The 14,854-nt window shown below is 68.7% G+C and carries 10 protein-coding genes; 6 read left to right on the plus strand and 4 right to left on the minus strand.

The features are described 5' to 3' along the window. The first annotated feature begins 34 nt into the window (after nucleotides 1–34). Both CDO44_RS06200 and CDO44_RS06205 read left to right on the plus strand, forming a co-directional pair. Entirely contained in the window at nucleotides 35–1,930 is a 1,896-nt protein-coding gene (locus tag CDO44_RS06200) for an autotransporter assembly complex family protein (RefSeq protein WP_087779449.1), read from the plus strand. After that, nucleotides 1,927–6,042, plus strand: coding sequence for a translocation/assembly module TamB domain-containing protein (locus CDO44_RS06205; RefSeq protein WP_087779450.1), 4,116 nt, complete (start codon nucleotides 1,927–1,929; stop codon nucleotides 6,040–6,042). Before CDO44_RS06200 ends, CDO44_RS06205 begins: the two co-directional genes overlap by 4 nt. A 10-nt stretch (nucleotides 6,043–6,052) precedes the next feature. On the opposite strand, the gene fahA is transcribed toward CDO44_RS06205, so the two are convergent. The 3 genes from fahA to CDO44_RS06220 are packed head-to-tail and all read right to left on the minus strand — an operon-like array spanning nucleotide 6,053 to nucleotide 8,882. Beyond that, nucleotides 6,053–7,330: a fumarylacetoacetase gene (gene fahA, locus CDO44_RS06210; RefSeq protein WP_087779451.1), complete on the minus strand. Its 1,278-nt coding sequence runs from the start codon at nucleotides 7,328–7,330 to the stop codon at nucleotides 6,053–6,055. Next, nucleotides 7,330–8,283: a tripartite tricarboxylate transporter substrate binding protein gene (locus tag CDO44_RS06215; protein ID WP_087779452.1), complete on the minus strand. Its 954-nt coding sequence runs from the start codon at nucleotides 8,281–8,283 to the stop codon at nucleotides 7,330–7,332. Before CDO44_RS06215 ends, fahA begins: the two co-directional genes overlap by 1 nt. A gap of 26 nt (nucleotides 8,284–8,309) precedes the next feature. Beyond that, nucleotides 8,310–8,882, minus strand: a complete 573-nt coding sequence (locus CDO44_RS06220) for a cupin domain-containing protein (RefSeq protein WP_087779453.1) — start codon at nucleotides 8,880–8,882, stop codon at nucleotides 8,310–8,312. Nucleotides 8,883–9,036: 154 nt separating this feature from the next. Here CDO44_RS06220 and CDO44_RS06225 point away from each other — a divergent pair, with 154 nt between their 5' ends. From CDO44_RS06225 to CDO44_RS06240, 4 genes are all read left to right on the plus strand, one after another. Then, on the plus strand, nucleotides 9,037–9,705 hold the full coding sequence (locus CDO44_RS06225; RefSeq protein WP_087779454.1) for a TetR/AcrR family transcriptional regulator: 669 nt from the start codon (nucleotides 9,037–9,039) through the stop codon (nucleotides 9,703–9,705). Nucleotides 9,706–9,796: 91 nt separating this feature from the next. Further along, on the plus strand, nucleotides 9,797–10,360 hold the full coding sequence (dcd, locus tag CDO44_RS06230) for a dCTP deaminase (protein WP_087779455.1): 564 nt from the start codon (nucleotides 9,797–9,799) through the stop codon (nucleotides 10,358–10,360). Nucleotides 10,361–10,818: 458 nt separating this feature from the next. After that, the gene (locus tag CDO44_RS06235) at nucleotides 10,819–13,080 is read left to right on the plus strand and encodes an arginine/lysine/ornithine decarboxylase (RefSeq protein WP_087779456.1); all 2,262 of its coding nucleotides are present in this window, start codon (nucleotides 10,819–10,821) and stop codon (nucleotides 13,078–13,080) included. Continuing rightward, nucleotides 13,080–14,297, plus strand: a complete 1,218-nt coding sequence (locus CDO44_RS06240) for an NAD(P)/FAD-dependent oxidoreductase (protein WP_087779457.1) — start codon at nucleotides 13,080–13,082, stop codon at nucleotides 14,295–14,297. Before CDO44_RS06235 ends, CDO44_RS06240 begins: the two co-directional genes overlap by 1 nt. Here the strand turns inward: CDO44_RS06240 and CDO44_RS06245 are convergent. Next, on the minus strand, nucleotides 14,243–14,848 hold the full coding sequence (locus CDO44_RS06245; RefSeq protein ID WP_087779458.1) for a hypothetical protein: 606 nt from the start codon (nucleotides 14,846–14,848) through the stop codon (nucleotides 14,243–14,245). The two genes, CDO44_RS06240 and CDO44_RS06245, sit on opposite strands and share 55 nt — an antisense overlap. Nucleotides 14,849–14,854: the final 6 nt, after the last annotated feature.

The following is a 14,854-nucleotide window of genomic DNA, read 5'->3' on the forward strand; positions in this document are numbered from 1 at the left end:
CAAGCGGAAACGCGCAGCCTGCCTCGCATACGTGATGCGCCTGTTTCGCAGGGCAGCCGCATCGACGCGCCGCGCGCCGTTCGCGCGCGCGTGCCTGCCCCTGGCGCCGGCGTTGCTGTGCGCGCTGCTGGCGCGCCCGGCGTTCGCCGCCCGGCCCGAAATCACCATCGACCCCGGCGGCCTCCCCGCCAGTGCGCTGCAGGCCGTGACCCTCGCCGTGGACAGCATGGCGGCCATGGCCGACGACCAGGATGGCGGCGAGGGCATCCGGCTGCGGCGGCGGGCCCGCGAGGCGACGCTGGATGCGCTGGCCACCGAAGGTTACTTTTCGGCGCAGGTCGAGCTCGAAGCGGGCACCGACGTGGCGGGCCCGACCTGGGATATCTCCATCGTGCCCGGCGAGCGCACGGTCGTGGAAACGGTCGACATCTCGTTCCTGGGCACGCTGGCCGAGCCCGAATACGCGGAACGCGCCGCGCAGCTGCGCGAGGACTGGGGCCTGAAGCAAGGCGCCCCCTTCCGCAACGACGAATGGGAGACCGCCAAACGCGATCTGCTCGATACCGCTTCCGAGCGCGATTTCCCCGTGGCGCGGCTGGTGGACACGGCCGCCGACATCGATGCCGACCGTGCCCGGGCCGCCCTGCACGTCAAGCTCGACAGCGGCCCCGCAGTGCGGCTTTCGGGCGTCGAGGTTCGAGGCCTCAAGCGCGTGCCCGCCGGTGTGGTCGAGCGCTATGTCCGGATCCGGCCCGGCGAGCCCTACGATCGCGACCGCATGGTCGAGTGGCAGCAGACGCTGCAGGGCTCGCCGTTCTTTTCCGGCGCCAAGCTCGACATCGACCGCAGCGGCATCTCGTCCAGCCCCGAAGAGGATCCGGGCCTGATGCCGGAAGGGCTGGACCAGGAGCAGACGCGCACCGAGAAGGCCTACCGCGGACCCAGCCACCTGACGCTGCCGGTGCTGGCCGAGGTGGTGGAGTCGCGACCGCGCCGCATGAGCATCGCCCTGGGCATCGACGACGAAGCCGGCCCGCGCATCGAAACCATTTATCGGCAGAACGTGGTCCTGGGCCAGCCCCTCGAACTCGAGACCGGGCTGCGGCTCGACCGGCTGCGCAAGCTCGGCTATGCGGACATTCACCTCGCGCCCAACGAGAACGGGTTTCGCGACAGCTTCGGCGTGCTGGCGCAGGATTCCGACATACAGGGCCTGCGCGTGAGGCGGTTCGCGATCGGCGCCATCCGCGCCAAGACCTATCCCCCGAGTTTCAAGAGCCGGGTGGAATACGAGACGCGCTATGGCGCCCGCCTCGCGCACGAGCAGATCGACATCGAAGGGTTCAACGCATTCACCACCAATACCGCCACCGCCACGGCCGAACTCATCCGCCGCGACGTCAATGACAAGTACGATCCGCGCGAGGGCACTTTGTTCTCGCTGGGGGGCGGCGTCGGCACCGCCCTGGACGCCAGCAACCGTTTCAGCCGGCTTTCCGTGCGGGGCCAGTACTGGTGGTCGCCCAGCAAGCGTGACGTGATCACCGTGCGCGGCGAAGTCGGCCGGCTGTGGGCGCAGGACATCAACCGGGTGCCGGACGACTTCGCGTTCCGCACCGGGGGCGCGCGGTCGGTGCGGGGATACCGCTACCTCGGCCTGGGCCGCGACGTGGGCGATGCGGTGCTCGGCGACGCCGTGTTGTTCGTGGCCAGCGTGGAAGGGACGCGCTATTTCGACGACCGGTTCGGCGCCGCGCTGTTCGTGGACACCGGCAACGTCGCTTCGCGCTTCAGCGAGATGAAGCTGGCCACGGGCGTGGGCGCGGGCCTGCGCGTACGCACGCCGGCGGGGCCGCTCAGCGTGGACCTGGCCTACGCGCTGCGCGACAAGAACATTCGCCTGCATTTTTCCCTGGGAATCGCATTTTGAACCAGCCCGCCACCTCCGATCGGAAACCCGCGCCGCGGCGGCGTCGCTGGCCATGGGCGCTGGCGGGCGTGGCCGCGCTGGGCGTCGTCGCCGTCGTAGGATCCGGGGCCTGGGTCGCCGCCACCGCCGAGGGGGCCGCCTGGGCGCTGCGCACGGGGGGAACGCTGGCCGGCGGCACCATACGGGCGGAAGGCGTGCGCGGGTCGCTGCTGGCCGGCCTCGAGGTCGATGCGCTGGAGATCCGCCTGCCGGCCGCCGATGCCGATCTCGAACGCGTGCGGCTGGACGTGCGCTGGCGTGCCCTGCGCGGCGCGCGGTTGCACATTTCCGAGTTGTCGGCGCGGCGCGTGCGGCTGAACCTGCGGCCGTCGGACGAACCCAGCCCGCCGCTTGCGTCGCTGCGGTTGCCGCTGCCTATCGACGTGGACAAGCTCGCGATCGGCGCGCTGGACATCGAGACCGACGGCGAGCGCCTGCCCGCCACTTTTGCCGGCATCGACCTGCGGGCAACCTCTTCGGGCGACGAACACAGGTTGCTGCTGGCCAATCTGCACGTGTCCGCGCCGCAGGCCCAGGCTACCCTGCGGGGCGAAGCCCGCGTCGGAGCCGATGCGCCTTTCCCCGTTACGCTCGCGCTGCATGCGAGCGGCCGCCAGGCCGCGCATCCCTTCGACTTCGGGGCCACTGCCTCGGGATCCCTCGAGCAACTGGCCTTCACGGTGCGAGGCGATGGCGCCGGCGTCGATGTCAACGCGCAAGGGCAGGCCGCGCTGCTCGGAGGGTTTCCGCTGCGTGGCCTGCAACTGCAGCTGAGGGGCATCGACCCCTCGGCCTGGGTGCCGGGCGCCCCCGCGGCCAATCTGGGCTTGACCGCGGATCTGGCCGTGGCACCCGGGTCCGACCCGGCGATGCTGCAGGGCCCCATCTCCTTGACCAATTCCACGCCGCGCCCGCTCGACCAGAATGGCGTGCCGGTGGCATCGGTCTCAGGACGCCTGAACGTGCCGGTGCAGACGTTCGAGACGCTGGACGTGACCGGCCTGGCAATCGAACTGGCCGGCGGCGGACGGTTGAACGGCCAGGTAGGCTGGCGCCGGTCCGCCCGGCCGGACGACGCCGTCGGTCATTTGCAGGGCAAGCTGGAGGCCGCGAACGTCGACGCCTCCCGCATCCATGGCGCCGCGTTGCCCACCCGCCTGGCGGGAACGCTGGCGTTCTCCGCCGATGCGGCCGCCCAGGCGCTGACGGCCGAGTTGTCCGACCGCTCCCGCAAGGTGCCGCTGGCGCTCAAGCTCGACGCCAGCCTGCGGGACGCCGTCGTGCGGGTCTCGGAACTGGCGCTGTCGGCGGGCGAGGCGCGGGCCCGGGGCAAGGGCGAGCTGCAACTGGCCGATCCGCGCCGGTTCACGGCCGAACTTCGGCTCGATCGTTTCGACCCCGGCCATTGGGTGCGCAGCGCCGCGCTGCCGCCGGCGCAAGTGTCGGCGAGAGCGGAACTCAAGGGGGCGTTGATGCCGGCCCTGCAGGGATCCGCACTGGTGCGCATCGACGAGGGCAGCCGCTGGAACGGGCAGCCCCTGGGCGGACACGCCGAACTCGCCTTCGCGGGCACGCGCGTCGAGCGTATCGATGCGGCGCTGACCGCCGGCAGCAACCGGCTGCAGGCCCGCGGCGCTTTCGGACGAGCGGGGGACAAGCTGGAGTTCGACCTCGACGCGCCCACGCTGCAGACGCTTTCGTCGCTGCTGCGGGGCCGGCTGGCGGCGCGCGGGACACTGGGCGAGACCCTCGATGCGCCGGTGCTCGACATGACGCTGGACGCGAACGCGCTGCAACTGCCCGGCGGCGTCAGCGTGGGACGTGCGCAAGGCCACGCCAATCTCGGCGCCGCCTCGCCGGCCGGGGCGGGGCGGCGGCCGCAGGGCGGTTTTGCGGCGGCTCCGGCCGATATCGATCTTCAGATCGAGAACCTGGCCGTATCCGAAGCGCCACAGGCGACGATGAGCAAGGCCACGCTGCGCCTGCAGGGCACGGTCGCGCGGCACGAGGGCAGCGTCGATGCCGAATTCGTGCCGGTGGATCGTTCGGCGCCCGCCACGCTGGCGACGCGCTTCAGCGGAGGCTGGGGGAGCGCCGGGCAGGGCAAGGGCGCCGCCCCGGGCTGGCGCGGCGCCGTCGACCGGCTGGATCTCGCGCGGCCGCCGCTGGGCATGTCGCTGGAATCTCCGATAAGCCTGAGTTTTGTGCCGGGTGCCCGCGCGCCCCAATGGCAATGGGAGGTCGGGGCGGGCGCGATCGCGCTGCGGTTGCCGGGCGGCCAGAGCGGCAAGCTGACCCACGAGGGGTCGCGCGGCGGCGAGGGGCGCTGGGAGTCCCGCGGCCGAGCCGAGGGGTTGGCCTGGGCGCCGGAGATCCTGCTGGAGGCACTGGGCGGCAAGCCTATTCCGCCGGAACGGATCGTGGTGCTGGATGCCGACTGGGACATGCGTTTCGCCGGCTCGCTGCAAGGGACGGCTAGCATCCAGCGCCGCAGCGGCGACCTGTGGGTGCCGGGATCCCCGCCCATCGCGCTCGGCCTGCGCACGCTCGAAGCACGCGTGCGCGCCACCCCGGAGGGCAATGCCGGCCATAGCCGCATCGCCCTGGAGGCCAATATCGAAGGCCAGCGCGTGGGTACCGTGCGGGTGGACGGCGAAGCGGGCGTCGTGGCCCGCGGCGGCGCCATCGGCCTGGACCGGGATCGGCCGGCCAACATACAGGCCCAGATCGACCTGCAGGACCTGAGCTGGGTCAGCCTGTTCGTCGGCGACAGCGTCGAAGTCGGCGGCAAGTTGGCGGGCTCGGCGCGCGTGGTGCAGGAAGCCGGCGAGTGGCGGGCCTCCGGCGGCTTCCAGGGTCAAGGCATACGTATCGTGCGGCTGGACGACGGCCTGCGGCTGCTCGACGGCACGCTCAAGGCGTCGCTGGAAAACGACCGCATCATCCTGGATTCCCTGCGCTTTCCCAGCGTCATCCGAGTCAATCCGCGCGACTCGCGCGTGCAGGCCTGGATCAAGAACGAAAGCCAGGGCGGCGAGCTCGAGATCACGGCCGATTGGCGCATGTCCGAGGCCTCCGGCCACGCCACACTCAAGGCCGACCGCTTTCCCGCGATCCAGCGCGCCGACCGCTTCGTGGCCGGATCCGGCCGCGTGGACATGGACATCATTCCTGACCGCATGCGCATCGCCGGGCTGTTCGAGGCCGATACGGGTTGGGTGGACCTGGGCACGCAGGCGCCCGCCAAGTTGTCGGACGACGTCTACGTGCGCCGCAGCGGCGAAGAGCCGAAGAAAAAGACGCTGGGCATCGCCATCGACGTCGGCGTCAAGCTGGGCGAGGCTTTCTACCTGCGCGGCTATGGACTGGACACCGGCATTACAGGTCACCTGCGGGTCGTCGGCATGGTGGGCGACCTGTCTTCCAGCGGCACGGTACGTACGCGCGGCGGCCGTTTCGACGCCTATGGCCAGACGCTCACCGTGCGCCGCGGCGTGCTGACCTTCCAGGGGCCGATCGACGATCCGCTCCTGGATATCGTTGCCGTCCGGGTGGGGCCGCGCGTGGAGGCGGGGGTACGGATAGGCGGCACGGCGCGCCGGCCGCGCATCGCGCTGGTATCCACGCCCGAGGTCAGCGACGTGGAGAAGCTTTCGTGGCTGCTGCTGGGCCGGGGGCCCGACGAAGGCGGGGGCGGGGCCGACGCGACCTTGCTGCTCAGCGCCGCCACCTCGCTGCTCGGCCCGCAGGGTAGCGAGCCCATTTCACGCCAGTTGGGGCTAGACGAAATTGGCGTGCGGTCGGGCAACGTCGGCAGTTCGCGCGGCCTGTTGCCGGACCGTACGGTGGCCGGGGACAGCACCTCGTCCGCCTATACCCTGTCGAACAGCCAGTTCCTGGTCATCGGCAAGCGGCTGTCGGATCGCATTTATGCCAGCTTCGAACAGGCATTGTCGGGGCGAGACGGCGTGGTCAAGCTCAGCTACCGCCTGACCAACCGCCTGTCGGCGGTGGCCAAGGGCGGTACGTTGAACGGCCTGGACCTCCTGTACTTCGTGCTGTTCGACGATTGACAGGCCGTCGTCACGGCAAGGCGGGGAGCACCCGGCCGCGCACGCTGCCGAACCCTACGCGCAGCGCGCCGCGGCGGGCCTGCCCGCGGATCACGATTTCGTCCCCGTCTTGCAGGAAAGCGCGCGTACCGCCGTCCGGCAGCGACAGCGGCCGTTTGCCGTTCTCGGTCATCTCCAGCAGGCAGCCGAGCGCGTCGCGCGAGGGGCCGCTGATGGTGCCCGACCCCATCAGGTCGCCCGTGCGCACGTTGCAGCCGCTGCTGGTATGGTGCGCGAGCTGCTGCGCCATGGTCCAGTACAGGTGGCGGAAGTTGCTGCGCGTGATGATCGTTCCGTCGCCGGCGGCAGGCCGCAGTTCGACCGTCAGCTCGATGTCGTACGCATGGCGGTCGCCTTCGCGCAGATAGGACAAGGGCGCGGGATCCTGTTCCGGCGCCGGCACGCGGAAAGGCGCGAGCGCATCCAGCGTGACCACCCAGGGCGAGATCGACGTGGCGAATGCCTTGGCCTGGAACGGTCCCAGCGGAACGTATTCCCAGCGCTGGATGTCGCGGGCGCTCCAGTCGTTCATGAGCACCATGCCGAAGATGTGATCGGTGGCCTGGTCCGGCGACAACCGGGTGCCGAGCCGGGTCTCGGTTCCCACGAAGAAGGCGGTTTCCAGCTCGAAATCGAGCTGGCGGCACGGCCCCCACTCGGGTGGGCCGCCGGCGACCGGCAATTGCCCCATGGGGCGATGGAAGTCCTGCCCCGACAGCACCACCGAGCTTGCGCGGCCGTTGTAGCCGATGGGGATGTGCTTCCAGTTGGGCGTCAATGCGTTGGCCGGGTCGCGGAACAGCTTGCCTACGTTGGTCGCGTGTTCTTCCGAGGAATAGAAGTCGGTATAGGATGCGATCTCGAACGGCAGGTGCAGGGTGCAGGCGTCCATGGGCACCAGTGCCCGCGAGCGCAGCGCGGCGTCGTCGCGCAGCCGCGGGTCGGAACCCGAGAGCAGCGCCGCCAGGCGCGCGCGCACCGCCCGCCAGGTGGGGCGCCCGGCGGCGGCGAAGGCGTTCAGGCTGTGCCGGCCGAAGAGCGCTGGTTCGGGCGCGACCGGCAGCAGGCCGGCCCGGTCCAGCGCATGCAGGTCCACGACCCAGGCACCCAGCGCCACGCCGGCGCGCACGCCGCCATCCGCCGTGGAGAAGATGCCATAGGGCAGGTTCTGGATGGGGAAGTCGCTGCCTTCGTCGACCTCGACGAAGGCCCGCAGCGACGCATCGATGATCTCGAACATGGCGGACATCAGTTCCCGGTGTTCAGCAGGCCGAGCGACTGGATGAGCGCGCGGTTGGTCTCGTTGTCGCTGGCCAGCCGCGTGGCGAAGGTCGCGCTGTCGAGATAGTTCACCTGCTGGTAGAGCTGGCGCGCCGCAGTCTGGAACCCGCTCTTTTCGGTGGCGGCGTGGCAAGCCTGCTGCAGTTTGTCGCGCGTGGCCTGCGGGACGCCGTGATTGACGTACAGGCCGTTGCGCGCGATGACCGCGTGCTTGATGCCGAACTCGGTGATGGCCGGCACCTCGGGCATGCCCGGCAAGCGCTTGTCGCCGTAGACCGCCAGGATGCGCAGATCCTTGCCCACGACCGAGGAGACGCCCAGGGCGCCGAAATCGATGTGCCCGCCCAGCAATTGCGGGATGACCTGGGCGTCGCCGCGGAACGCGATCTCGTTGAAGCGCACGTCCGACGACTTGGCCAGGTTGGCCGTGGCCAGGTGCGGCACCGAGCCGGGGCCGGCATGGCCGTACGACAGCTTGCCCGGCTGCTGGCGCGCTTTCTCCAGCAGTTCCTTGAGCGAGGTGATCGGCGAATCCTTGCGCACCGCGATGACGAACGGGTTTTCGAAGATCTGACAGATCGGCGTGATGCTGTCGGGCTGGTAGGGCAGGCGGCCCATCAGGAAGGGCGCCTGCGTCAGCGGCGAGGAGGGCGAGAACAGCACCGTGTAGCCGTCGGGACGGGCCGAGGCCACCGCGGCCACGCCTATGGTTCCGCCCGCGCCGTCGCGGTTGTTGACCACGATCTGCGTCGCAAGTATGTCGGACAGCTCGCGGCTGAAGGCGCGAGCCATGACATCCACGCTGCCCCCGGCCGAGTACGGCACGATGATTTCCACCGGGCGCGAGGGGTAGGTCTGGGCGGAGGCCGCGCCGCAGATGGCGGCAAGCAGCGGGACGAGCAGGAACTTCCGGAATTGCATGTTGAGTCTCCCCTGTTGGAAATGGGTCAGAACCGTTGCGCGATGGCGGGATCGAACTTGCCGTCGACGAGCACGAACAGCACACGCGCCGGTTCATCGGTGCGGTTGGTCCAGGCATGGTTGGTGCCGCGCTGGATCAGGACCTCGCCGGCCTTGAGCGTGACTTCGGAGTCGTCGAGCAGCATCGTGATCTCCCCGGCCAGCACGATGGCGTAGTCGATGGTTTCGGTGCGATGCATGAACGGATGGCGCTGGTTGCCGGCGCCATGGCCGGTGAGGGCTTCCTGGCCGCCGAACATGGAGAACGCCTGTTTGGCCGCGGCTGCGTCCACATTGCGCAGTTCCAGCGCGGCCGGCGGGAACTCGATGATGCGCACGACGGTGCCCAGGGCAGGGGGCGCCAGCGACACCGGGCCGAGAGTGGGATCCGGGCCGTTGTCGATGGGGGCGGGCGCCGTCGGCGTCTGCCACAGCTGCGTCAGAAAGTAGCCGGGACGGCTGGCATCGTGGCGGACGTTGGGCGCGTAGCCGTCCTCCAGCACCACGGCGCGCCCCTGGGCGTCATGGCCGGTGACGACGCGGCGGATTTTTCCGTTCATGAATTTCCTCGTACATGCACGCCAAGCGGCGCGTTCGTTCCATGATAGAAATTCCCGGCGATTGAGTCAAACGAATGATTCAATCATCTGACTGAATAAAAATCCGGAAGTTGCGGGTAACATAGCGTCTTCGCCCGAACCACCTTCTTTTCCCATGCCGCCACTGCACGCCGAATCGCCGGATTCCGCTTCCACCCGCGACCGCATCGTCGACGTCGCCGAGCGGCTGTTCGCCGAGCACGGCTACAACGGCGTCTCGTTGCGCACGATCACCGCCACGGCGGGGGTCAACATGGCGGCCGTCCATTACTACTTCAGGACCAAGGAAGGACTGCTGCGCGCGATCTTCGAGGCGCGGGTGGGGCGCATGAACGAAGAGCGGCGGGCGCTGCTCATGGCCTGCATCCCGTCCGACCCGGCCGCCCGCCCCGACGTGCGCGCCGTACTCGAGGCCTTCATCGGCCCCGGCATGCGCGTGGGCCAGACCGAGCAGGGAGCCCGGTTCAACCGGCTGTCGGCGATCTGTTCGGTCGAACCCGATCCGGCGGTCAAGAACATCGTCTTCGGCGTCCACGACGACGTCGCCCGCCTGTTCGTCGACATCCTGGCGCGCGCCTGTCCGCATTTGTCGCGCGACGAGCTTTACGTACGGCTGCAATGCGTCTTCGGCAGCATGATGTACATCCGCGCCGACAACGGCCGCGTCGCCCGGCTCATGCCGGACGTCGCTCCCGCGCCGGCCTCCGAGGCCGGGGTCGCCACCACCCTGTCCCGCATGCTGGACTTCCTGGTGGGAGGACTGGAGGGGCCCTCGTTGCGTTGATGCCGGCGGAGCCGGAGCCGCCGCGCCCCGGGGCGTCGTAGGGGTACAATCCTGAGCCTTGTTTCATTCGTCATTTGACGAGGCCCGTCCCATGAGTATCAAAAGCGACCGCTGGATCCGCCGCGCGGCGGACGAAGGCATGATCGAGCCATTCGAGCCCGGCCAGGTGCGGGCGCACGACGGCAAGCGCATCGTCAGCTACGGCACCAGCAGCTACGGCTACGACGTGCGCTGCGCGGACGAATTCAAGATCTTCACCAACATCAACTCGACCATCGTCGATCCCAAGGCCTTCGACGAGAAATCCTTCGTGGACTTCAAGGGCGACGTCTGCATCATCCCGCCCAACTCCTTCGCGCTGGCCCGCACGGTCGAGTATTTCCGCATCCCGCGCAGCGTGCTGACGATCTGCCTGGGCAAGAGCACCTATGCGCGCTGCGGGATCATCGTCAACGTCACGCCCCTGGAACCCGAGTGGGAAGGCCACGTGACGCTGGAGTTCTCGAACACCACGCCGCTGCCCGCCAAGATCTACGCCGGCGAAGGCTGCGCGCAGATGCTGTTCCTGGAAAGCGACGAAGTCTGCGAGACTTCGTACAAGGACCGGGGCGGCAAGTACCAGGGGCAGCAGGGTGTGACGCTACCGCGGACGTGATGTAGCCCCCCCTGCGCCCTTCGGGCGCCCCCCAGGGGGCGGCGCTGGCGGACCGGCAAAGCCGGATCCGCGGCGCCCTGGATCTAGTACGAATTTCTTAAACTGCTATACCGTTGCTACCGCTGGCAGCCAGCGAAGCACCGGCGCCACATTCCAAGAAAGCGGTACTAGATCCAGGATGCGGTGGATCCGGCTCCGCCGGTCCACCCGCATCGCCCCCTGGGGGGCGCGCGTCAGCGCGTAGGGGGGACATTGAATCGACACTGAATTGTTTTACGCTAGTAGTTCATTTTTTTGCGCCCGGAGGCGATACGCGAGGTGACTCGCATGCGGCCGGCCGTTTTTCAACCGATTTCCCTGCCGTCGCGCGTGCCCGCCCAGGCACTGCGGAGCTGGTTCCGCCGGTCCGCAAGTAGAGCCCCCGGGGGGCACGCGAAGCGCGCAGGGGGGGGCTTCAATTGAAATTTCGCTTCCCCATCGTCATCATCGACGAAGACTTCCGTTCCGAAAACGCATCCGGGCTGGGCGTGCGCGCGCTGGCCGCGGCCATCGAGGCCGAGGGCATGGAGGTGCTGGGCGTCACCAGCTATGGCGATCTGTCGTCGTTTGCCCAGCAGCAGAGCCGTGCGAGCGCTTTCATCCTGTCCATCGACGACGAGGAATTCGGCGAGGGCATGCCCGACGACGTGGCCAATGCGGTCAGCAAGCTGCGCGCGTTCATCGGGGAACTGCGCTTTCGCAACGCCGAGATCCCGATCTACCTGTACGGCGAGACGCGCACCTCGCGCCACATCCCGAACGACATCCTGCGCGAGCTGCACGGCTTCATCCACATGTTCGAGGACACGCCGGAGTTCGTGGCGCGCCACATCATCCGCGAGGCCAAGAGCTATCTCGAATCGTTGCCGCCACCGTTCTTCCGCGAGCTGGTCAAGTACGCGCAGGACGGCTCGTATTCCTGGCACTGTCCCGGGCACTCCGGCGGCGTCGCCTTCCTGAAGAGCCCCGTCGGGCAGATGTTCCACCAGTTTTTCGGCGAGAACATGCTGCGCGCCGACGTGTGCAACGCGGTGGACGAGCTCGGGCAACTGCTGGACCATACCGGCCCCGTGGCGGCGTCCGAACGCAATGCCGCGCGCATCTTCAATGCGGACCACTGCTTCTTCGTGACCAACGGCACCTCCACCTCGAACAAGATCGTCTGGCACGCCAACGTGGCGCCGGGCGACGTGGTGGTGGTGGACCGCAACTGCCATAAGTCCATCCTGCACGCCATCATCATGACGGGCGCGGTGCCGGTGTTCCTGCGGCCCACGCGCAATCACCTGGGCATCATCGGGCCGATCCCCCTGGAAGAGTTCCGGCCCGAGAACATACAGAAGAAGATCGACGCCAACCCGTTCGCCAAGGGCAACGGCGGCCGCAAGCCACGTATCCTGACCATCACGCAAAGCACCTACGACGGCGTGGTCTACAACGTCGAGATGATCAAGGAATTGCTCGGCTCCAGCATCGATACCCTGCATTTCGACGAGGCGTGGCTGCCGCACGCGGCCTTCCACGATTTCTACAAGAACATGCACGCCATCGGCAAGGACCGTCCCCGCAGCACCGAGGCCATGGTCTACGCCACTCACTCCACGCACAAGCTGCTGGCCGGCATTTCCCAGGCCTCGCAGATCATCGTGCAGGAATCCGAGACGCGCCGGCTGGACCGCCACGTGTTCAACGAAGCCTACCTCATGCATACCTCGACCTCCCCGCAGTACGCCATCATCGCGTCCTGCGACGTGGCGGCGGCGATGATGGAACCGCCGGGCGGCACCGCGCTGGTCGAGGAGAGCATCCTCGAGGCCCTGGACTTCCGCCGCGCGATGCGCAAGGTGGAGGCCGAGTTCGGGACCAGCGACTGGTGGTTCAAGGTGTGGGGGCCGGACAACCTCGTGGCCGACGGCATCGGCGAGCGCGACGACTGGCTGCTGGAAACCGAGGCGGACTGGCATGGCTTCGGCGGCCTGGCGCCGGGCTTCAACATGCTGGACCCGATCAAGGCCACCATCGTCACGCCGGGGCTGGACGTGTCGGGCACCTTCGGGCAGACCGGCATCCCGGCCTCCATCGTGACCAAGTTCCTGGCCGAGCACGGCGTCATCGTCGAGAAGACGGGCCTGTATTCGTTCTTCATCATGTTCACCATCGGCATCACCAAGGGCCGCTGGAACACCCTGCTGACCGCCTTGCAGCAGTTCAAGGACGACTACGACAAGAACCAGCCGATGTGGCGCATCCTGCCCGAGTTCTGCCACGACTATCCCCAGTACGAGCAGGTCGGGCTGCGCGACCTGTGCACACGGATCCACGACATGTACCGCGCCCATGACGTGGCGCGCCTGACGACCGAGATGTACCTGAGCGACATGGTGCCGGCCATGAAACCGTCGGAAGCCTTTGCCAAGATGGCGCACCGGGAAATCGAGCGGGTCGACATCGACGACCTGGAAGGACGCGTCACCAGCGTGCTGCTGACGCCGTATCCGCCGGGCATCCCGCTGCTGATCCCGGGCGAGCGCTTCAACCAGACCATCGTCAAGTACCTGCAGTTCGCGCGCAAGTTCAACGCCCAGTTCCCGGGGTTCGGGACCGACATACACGGCCTGGTGGAGGAAGTGCTGCCCAACGGGGACCTGCGCTTCTACGTGGACTGCGTCAAGGACGCCTGATGGCCGCGGGCGGGCCGCCCGGCGCGGCCTTCGACGTGGCGGTGATCGGCGCGGGCGCCGCCGGCATGATGTGCGCGGCGGTAGCCGGCCAGCGCGGCCGCCGCGTGGTCCTGATCGATCACGCGCGCAAGCTGGCCGAGAAGATACGGATCTCGGGCGGGGGCCGGTGCAATTTCACCAACCTCGAGGCCGGCCCGGCCAATTTCATTTCCGACAATCCGCATTTCTGCCGGTCCGCGCTTTCGCGCTACACGCCCCGGGACTTCCTCGCGCTGGTCGCGCGGCATCGCATCGCCTGGCACGAGAAGCATCGCGGACAGCTGTTCTGCGACGAATCGAGCGAGGAGATCATCCGCATGCTGCGCGCCGAATGCGACGCGGGCGGGGTGGCGTGGCGCATGCCCTGCACGGTCGAGGCGGTCGAAGCCGGGGCGGACGGGTTCGTCCTTCGCATCGGCTCGGGCGGCATCCGGGCCGCGCGCGTCGTCATCGCGACCGGAGGGTTGCCCATTCCGCAGATCGGCGCGTCAGATTTCGGCCTGCGCATCGCGCGCCAGTTCGGCCTGGGCATCGTGGAGCCACGTCCCGCGCTGGTGCCGCTGACGTTCGACGCCGCGTCGTGGAAGCCCTTCGTGCCGCTGGCCGGCATCGCGCTCGAAGTGGACATCCGCACGGGGGAGGGCAGGGGCGCGGCGTCGTTCCGGGAGGACTTGCTGTTCACCCACCGCGGCCTGTCCGGCCCCGCCGTGCTGCAGATTTCCAGTTATTGGCAGCCGGGCCGGCCCATCGTCGTCGACCTGGCGCCGGACGTGGATCTGGCCGCCGAGCTCATCGCCGCCAAGGCGGGGGGCCGGCAGCACCTGTCGAACGTGCTGGCGGGCATGGTGCCGCGCCGGCTGGCCGAGCAGTGGCTGACCGCGGCGCATCCGGGCATCGGCGAACGGCGCATCGCGGACCTTTCCGACAAGGTGCTGCGGGAAGTGGCCGACGGCATGAAGCGCTGGACACTGGTCCCGGCGGGCACCGAGGGATACAAGAAGGCCGAAGTCATGCGCGGCGGCGTCGATACGCGGGCCCTGGACCAGCAGACCATGGAAGCCCGGGCCGTCCCCGGCCTGTATTTCATCGGCGAGGTGGTGGACGTGACGGGCTGGCTGGGCGGCTACAACTTCCAGTGGGCCTGGGCCTCGGGCGTGGCCTGCGGCCGGGCGGTCTGACTCTCCGGCACGTCGATCGGCTGCCGCATCTCCGGATGCGCCTCCAGCCACGTGGCCAGCATGCCGCGGGTGCCGCCGCGGCGGACCATGTCGGCCAGCAGCGGCGAGAGCGGCGGAACCTCGAAGCGGCGGGCGTTGTCGAGGTTCGCGATGGTGCCCTGGACGAAATCCACTTCTATGCGGTCGCCGGTACGAAAGGCCTCGCCGATCGCCGGCAGTCCGGTCAGGACCGGTACGCCCTTGGAGATGGCGCCGCGCAGCGCCTTGTAGGGCATCGACACGCACAGTATCGACAGGCCCAGTGAGGCCATGGCGACGAAGCCCTGGAAATGGGGCTTGCCGCAGCCGAAGCGGGCGCCGGCGACGATGATGTCCCCGGGGCGCACCCGGTCCGGAAAATCCGGATCGACCATCCTGAGCAGCGCTGGGCGAAGCACGGCGGGATCGTCGACCCGCCGTATCGCCATGTCGAAGGGGATGAGCCCGTCGTCCAGCGGAATGTCGTCGCCGAAGACGTGGCAGTATCCGGAACGGCGGAAGGTGGTGGTCATGGGAGT

This window comes from Pigmentiphaga sp. NML080357 (assembly GCF_002188465.1).
Taxonomy (GTDB): Bacteria; Pseudomonadota; Gammaproteobacteria; order Burkholderiales; family Burkholderiaceae_B; genus Pigmentiphaga.

Excerpts from the sequence above, each read along its gene's own strand:
- CDO44_RS06200 (WP_087779449.1), top strand. The coding sequence starts at position 35 with ATGCGCCTGTTTCGCAGGGCAGCCGCATCGACGCGCCGCGCGCCGTTC.
- fahA (WP_087779451.1), bottom strand. The coding sequence starts at position 7,330 with ATGTCCGCCATGTTCGAGATCATCGATGCGTCGCTGCGGGCCTTCGTC.
- CDO44_RS06215 (WP_087779452.1), bottom strand. The coding sequence starts at position 8,283 with ATGCAATTCCGGAAGTTCCTGCTCGTCCCGCTGCTTGCCGCCATCTGC.
- CDO44_RS06220 (WP_087779453.1), bottom strand. The coding sequence starts at position 8,882 with ATGAACGGAAAAATCCGCCGCGTCGTCACCGGCCATGACGCCCAGGGG.
- CDO44_RS06225 (WP_087779454.1), top strand. The coding sequence starts at position 9,037 with ATGCCGCCACTGCACGCCGAATCGCCGGATTCCGCTTCCACCCGCGAC.
- dcd (WP_087779455.1), top strand. The coding sequence starts at position 9,797 with ATGAGTATCAAAAGCGACCGCTGGATCCGCCGCGCGGCGGACGAAGGC.
- CDO44_RS06240 (WP_087779457.1), top strand. The coding sequence starts at position 13,080 with ATGGCCGCGGGCGGGCCGCCCGGCGCGGCCTTCGACGTGGCGGTGATC.
- CDO44_RS06245 (WP_087779458.1), bottom strand. The coding sequence starts at position 14,848 with ATGACCACCACCTTCCGCCGTTCCGGATACTGCCACGTCTTCGGCGAC.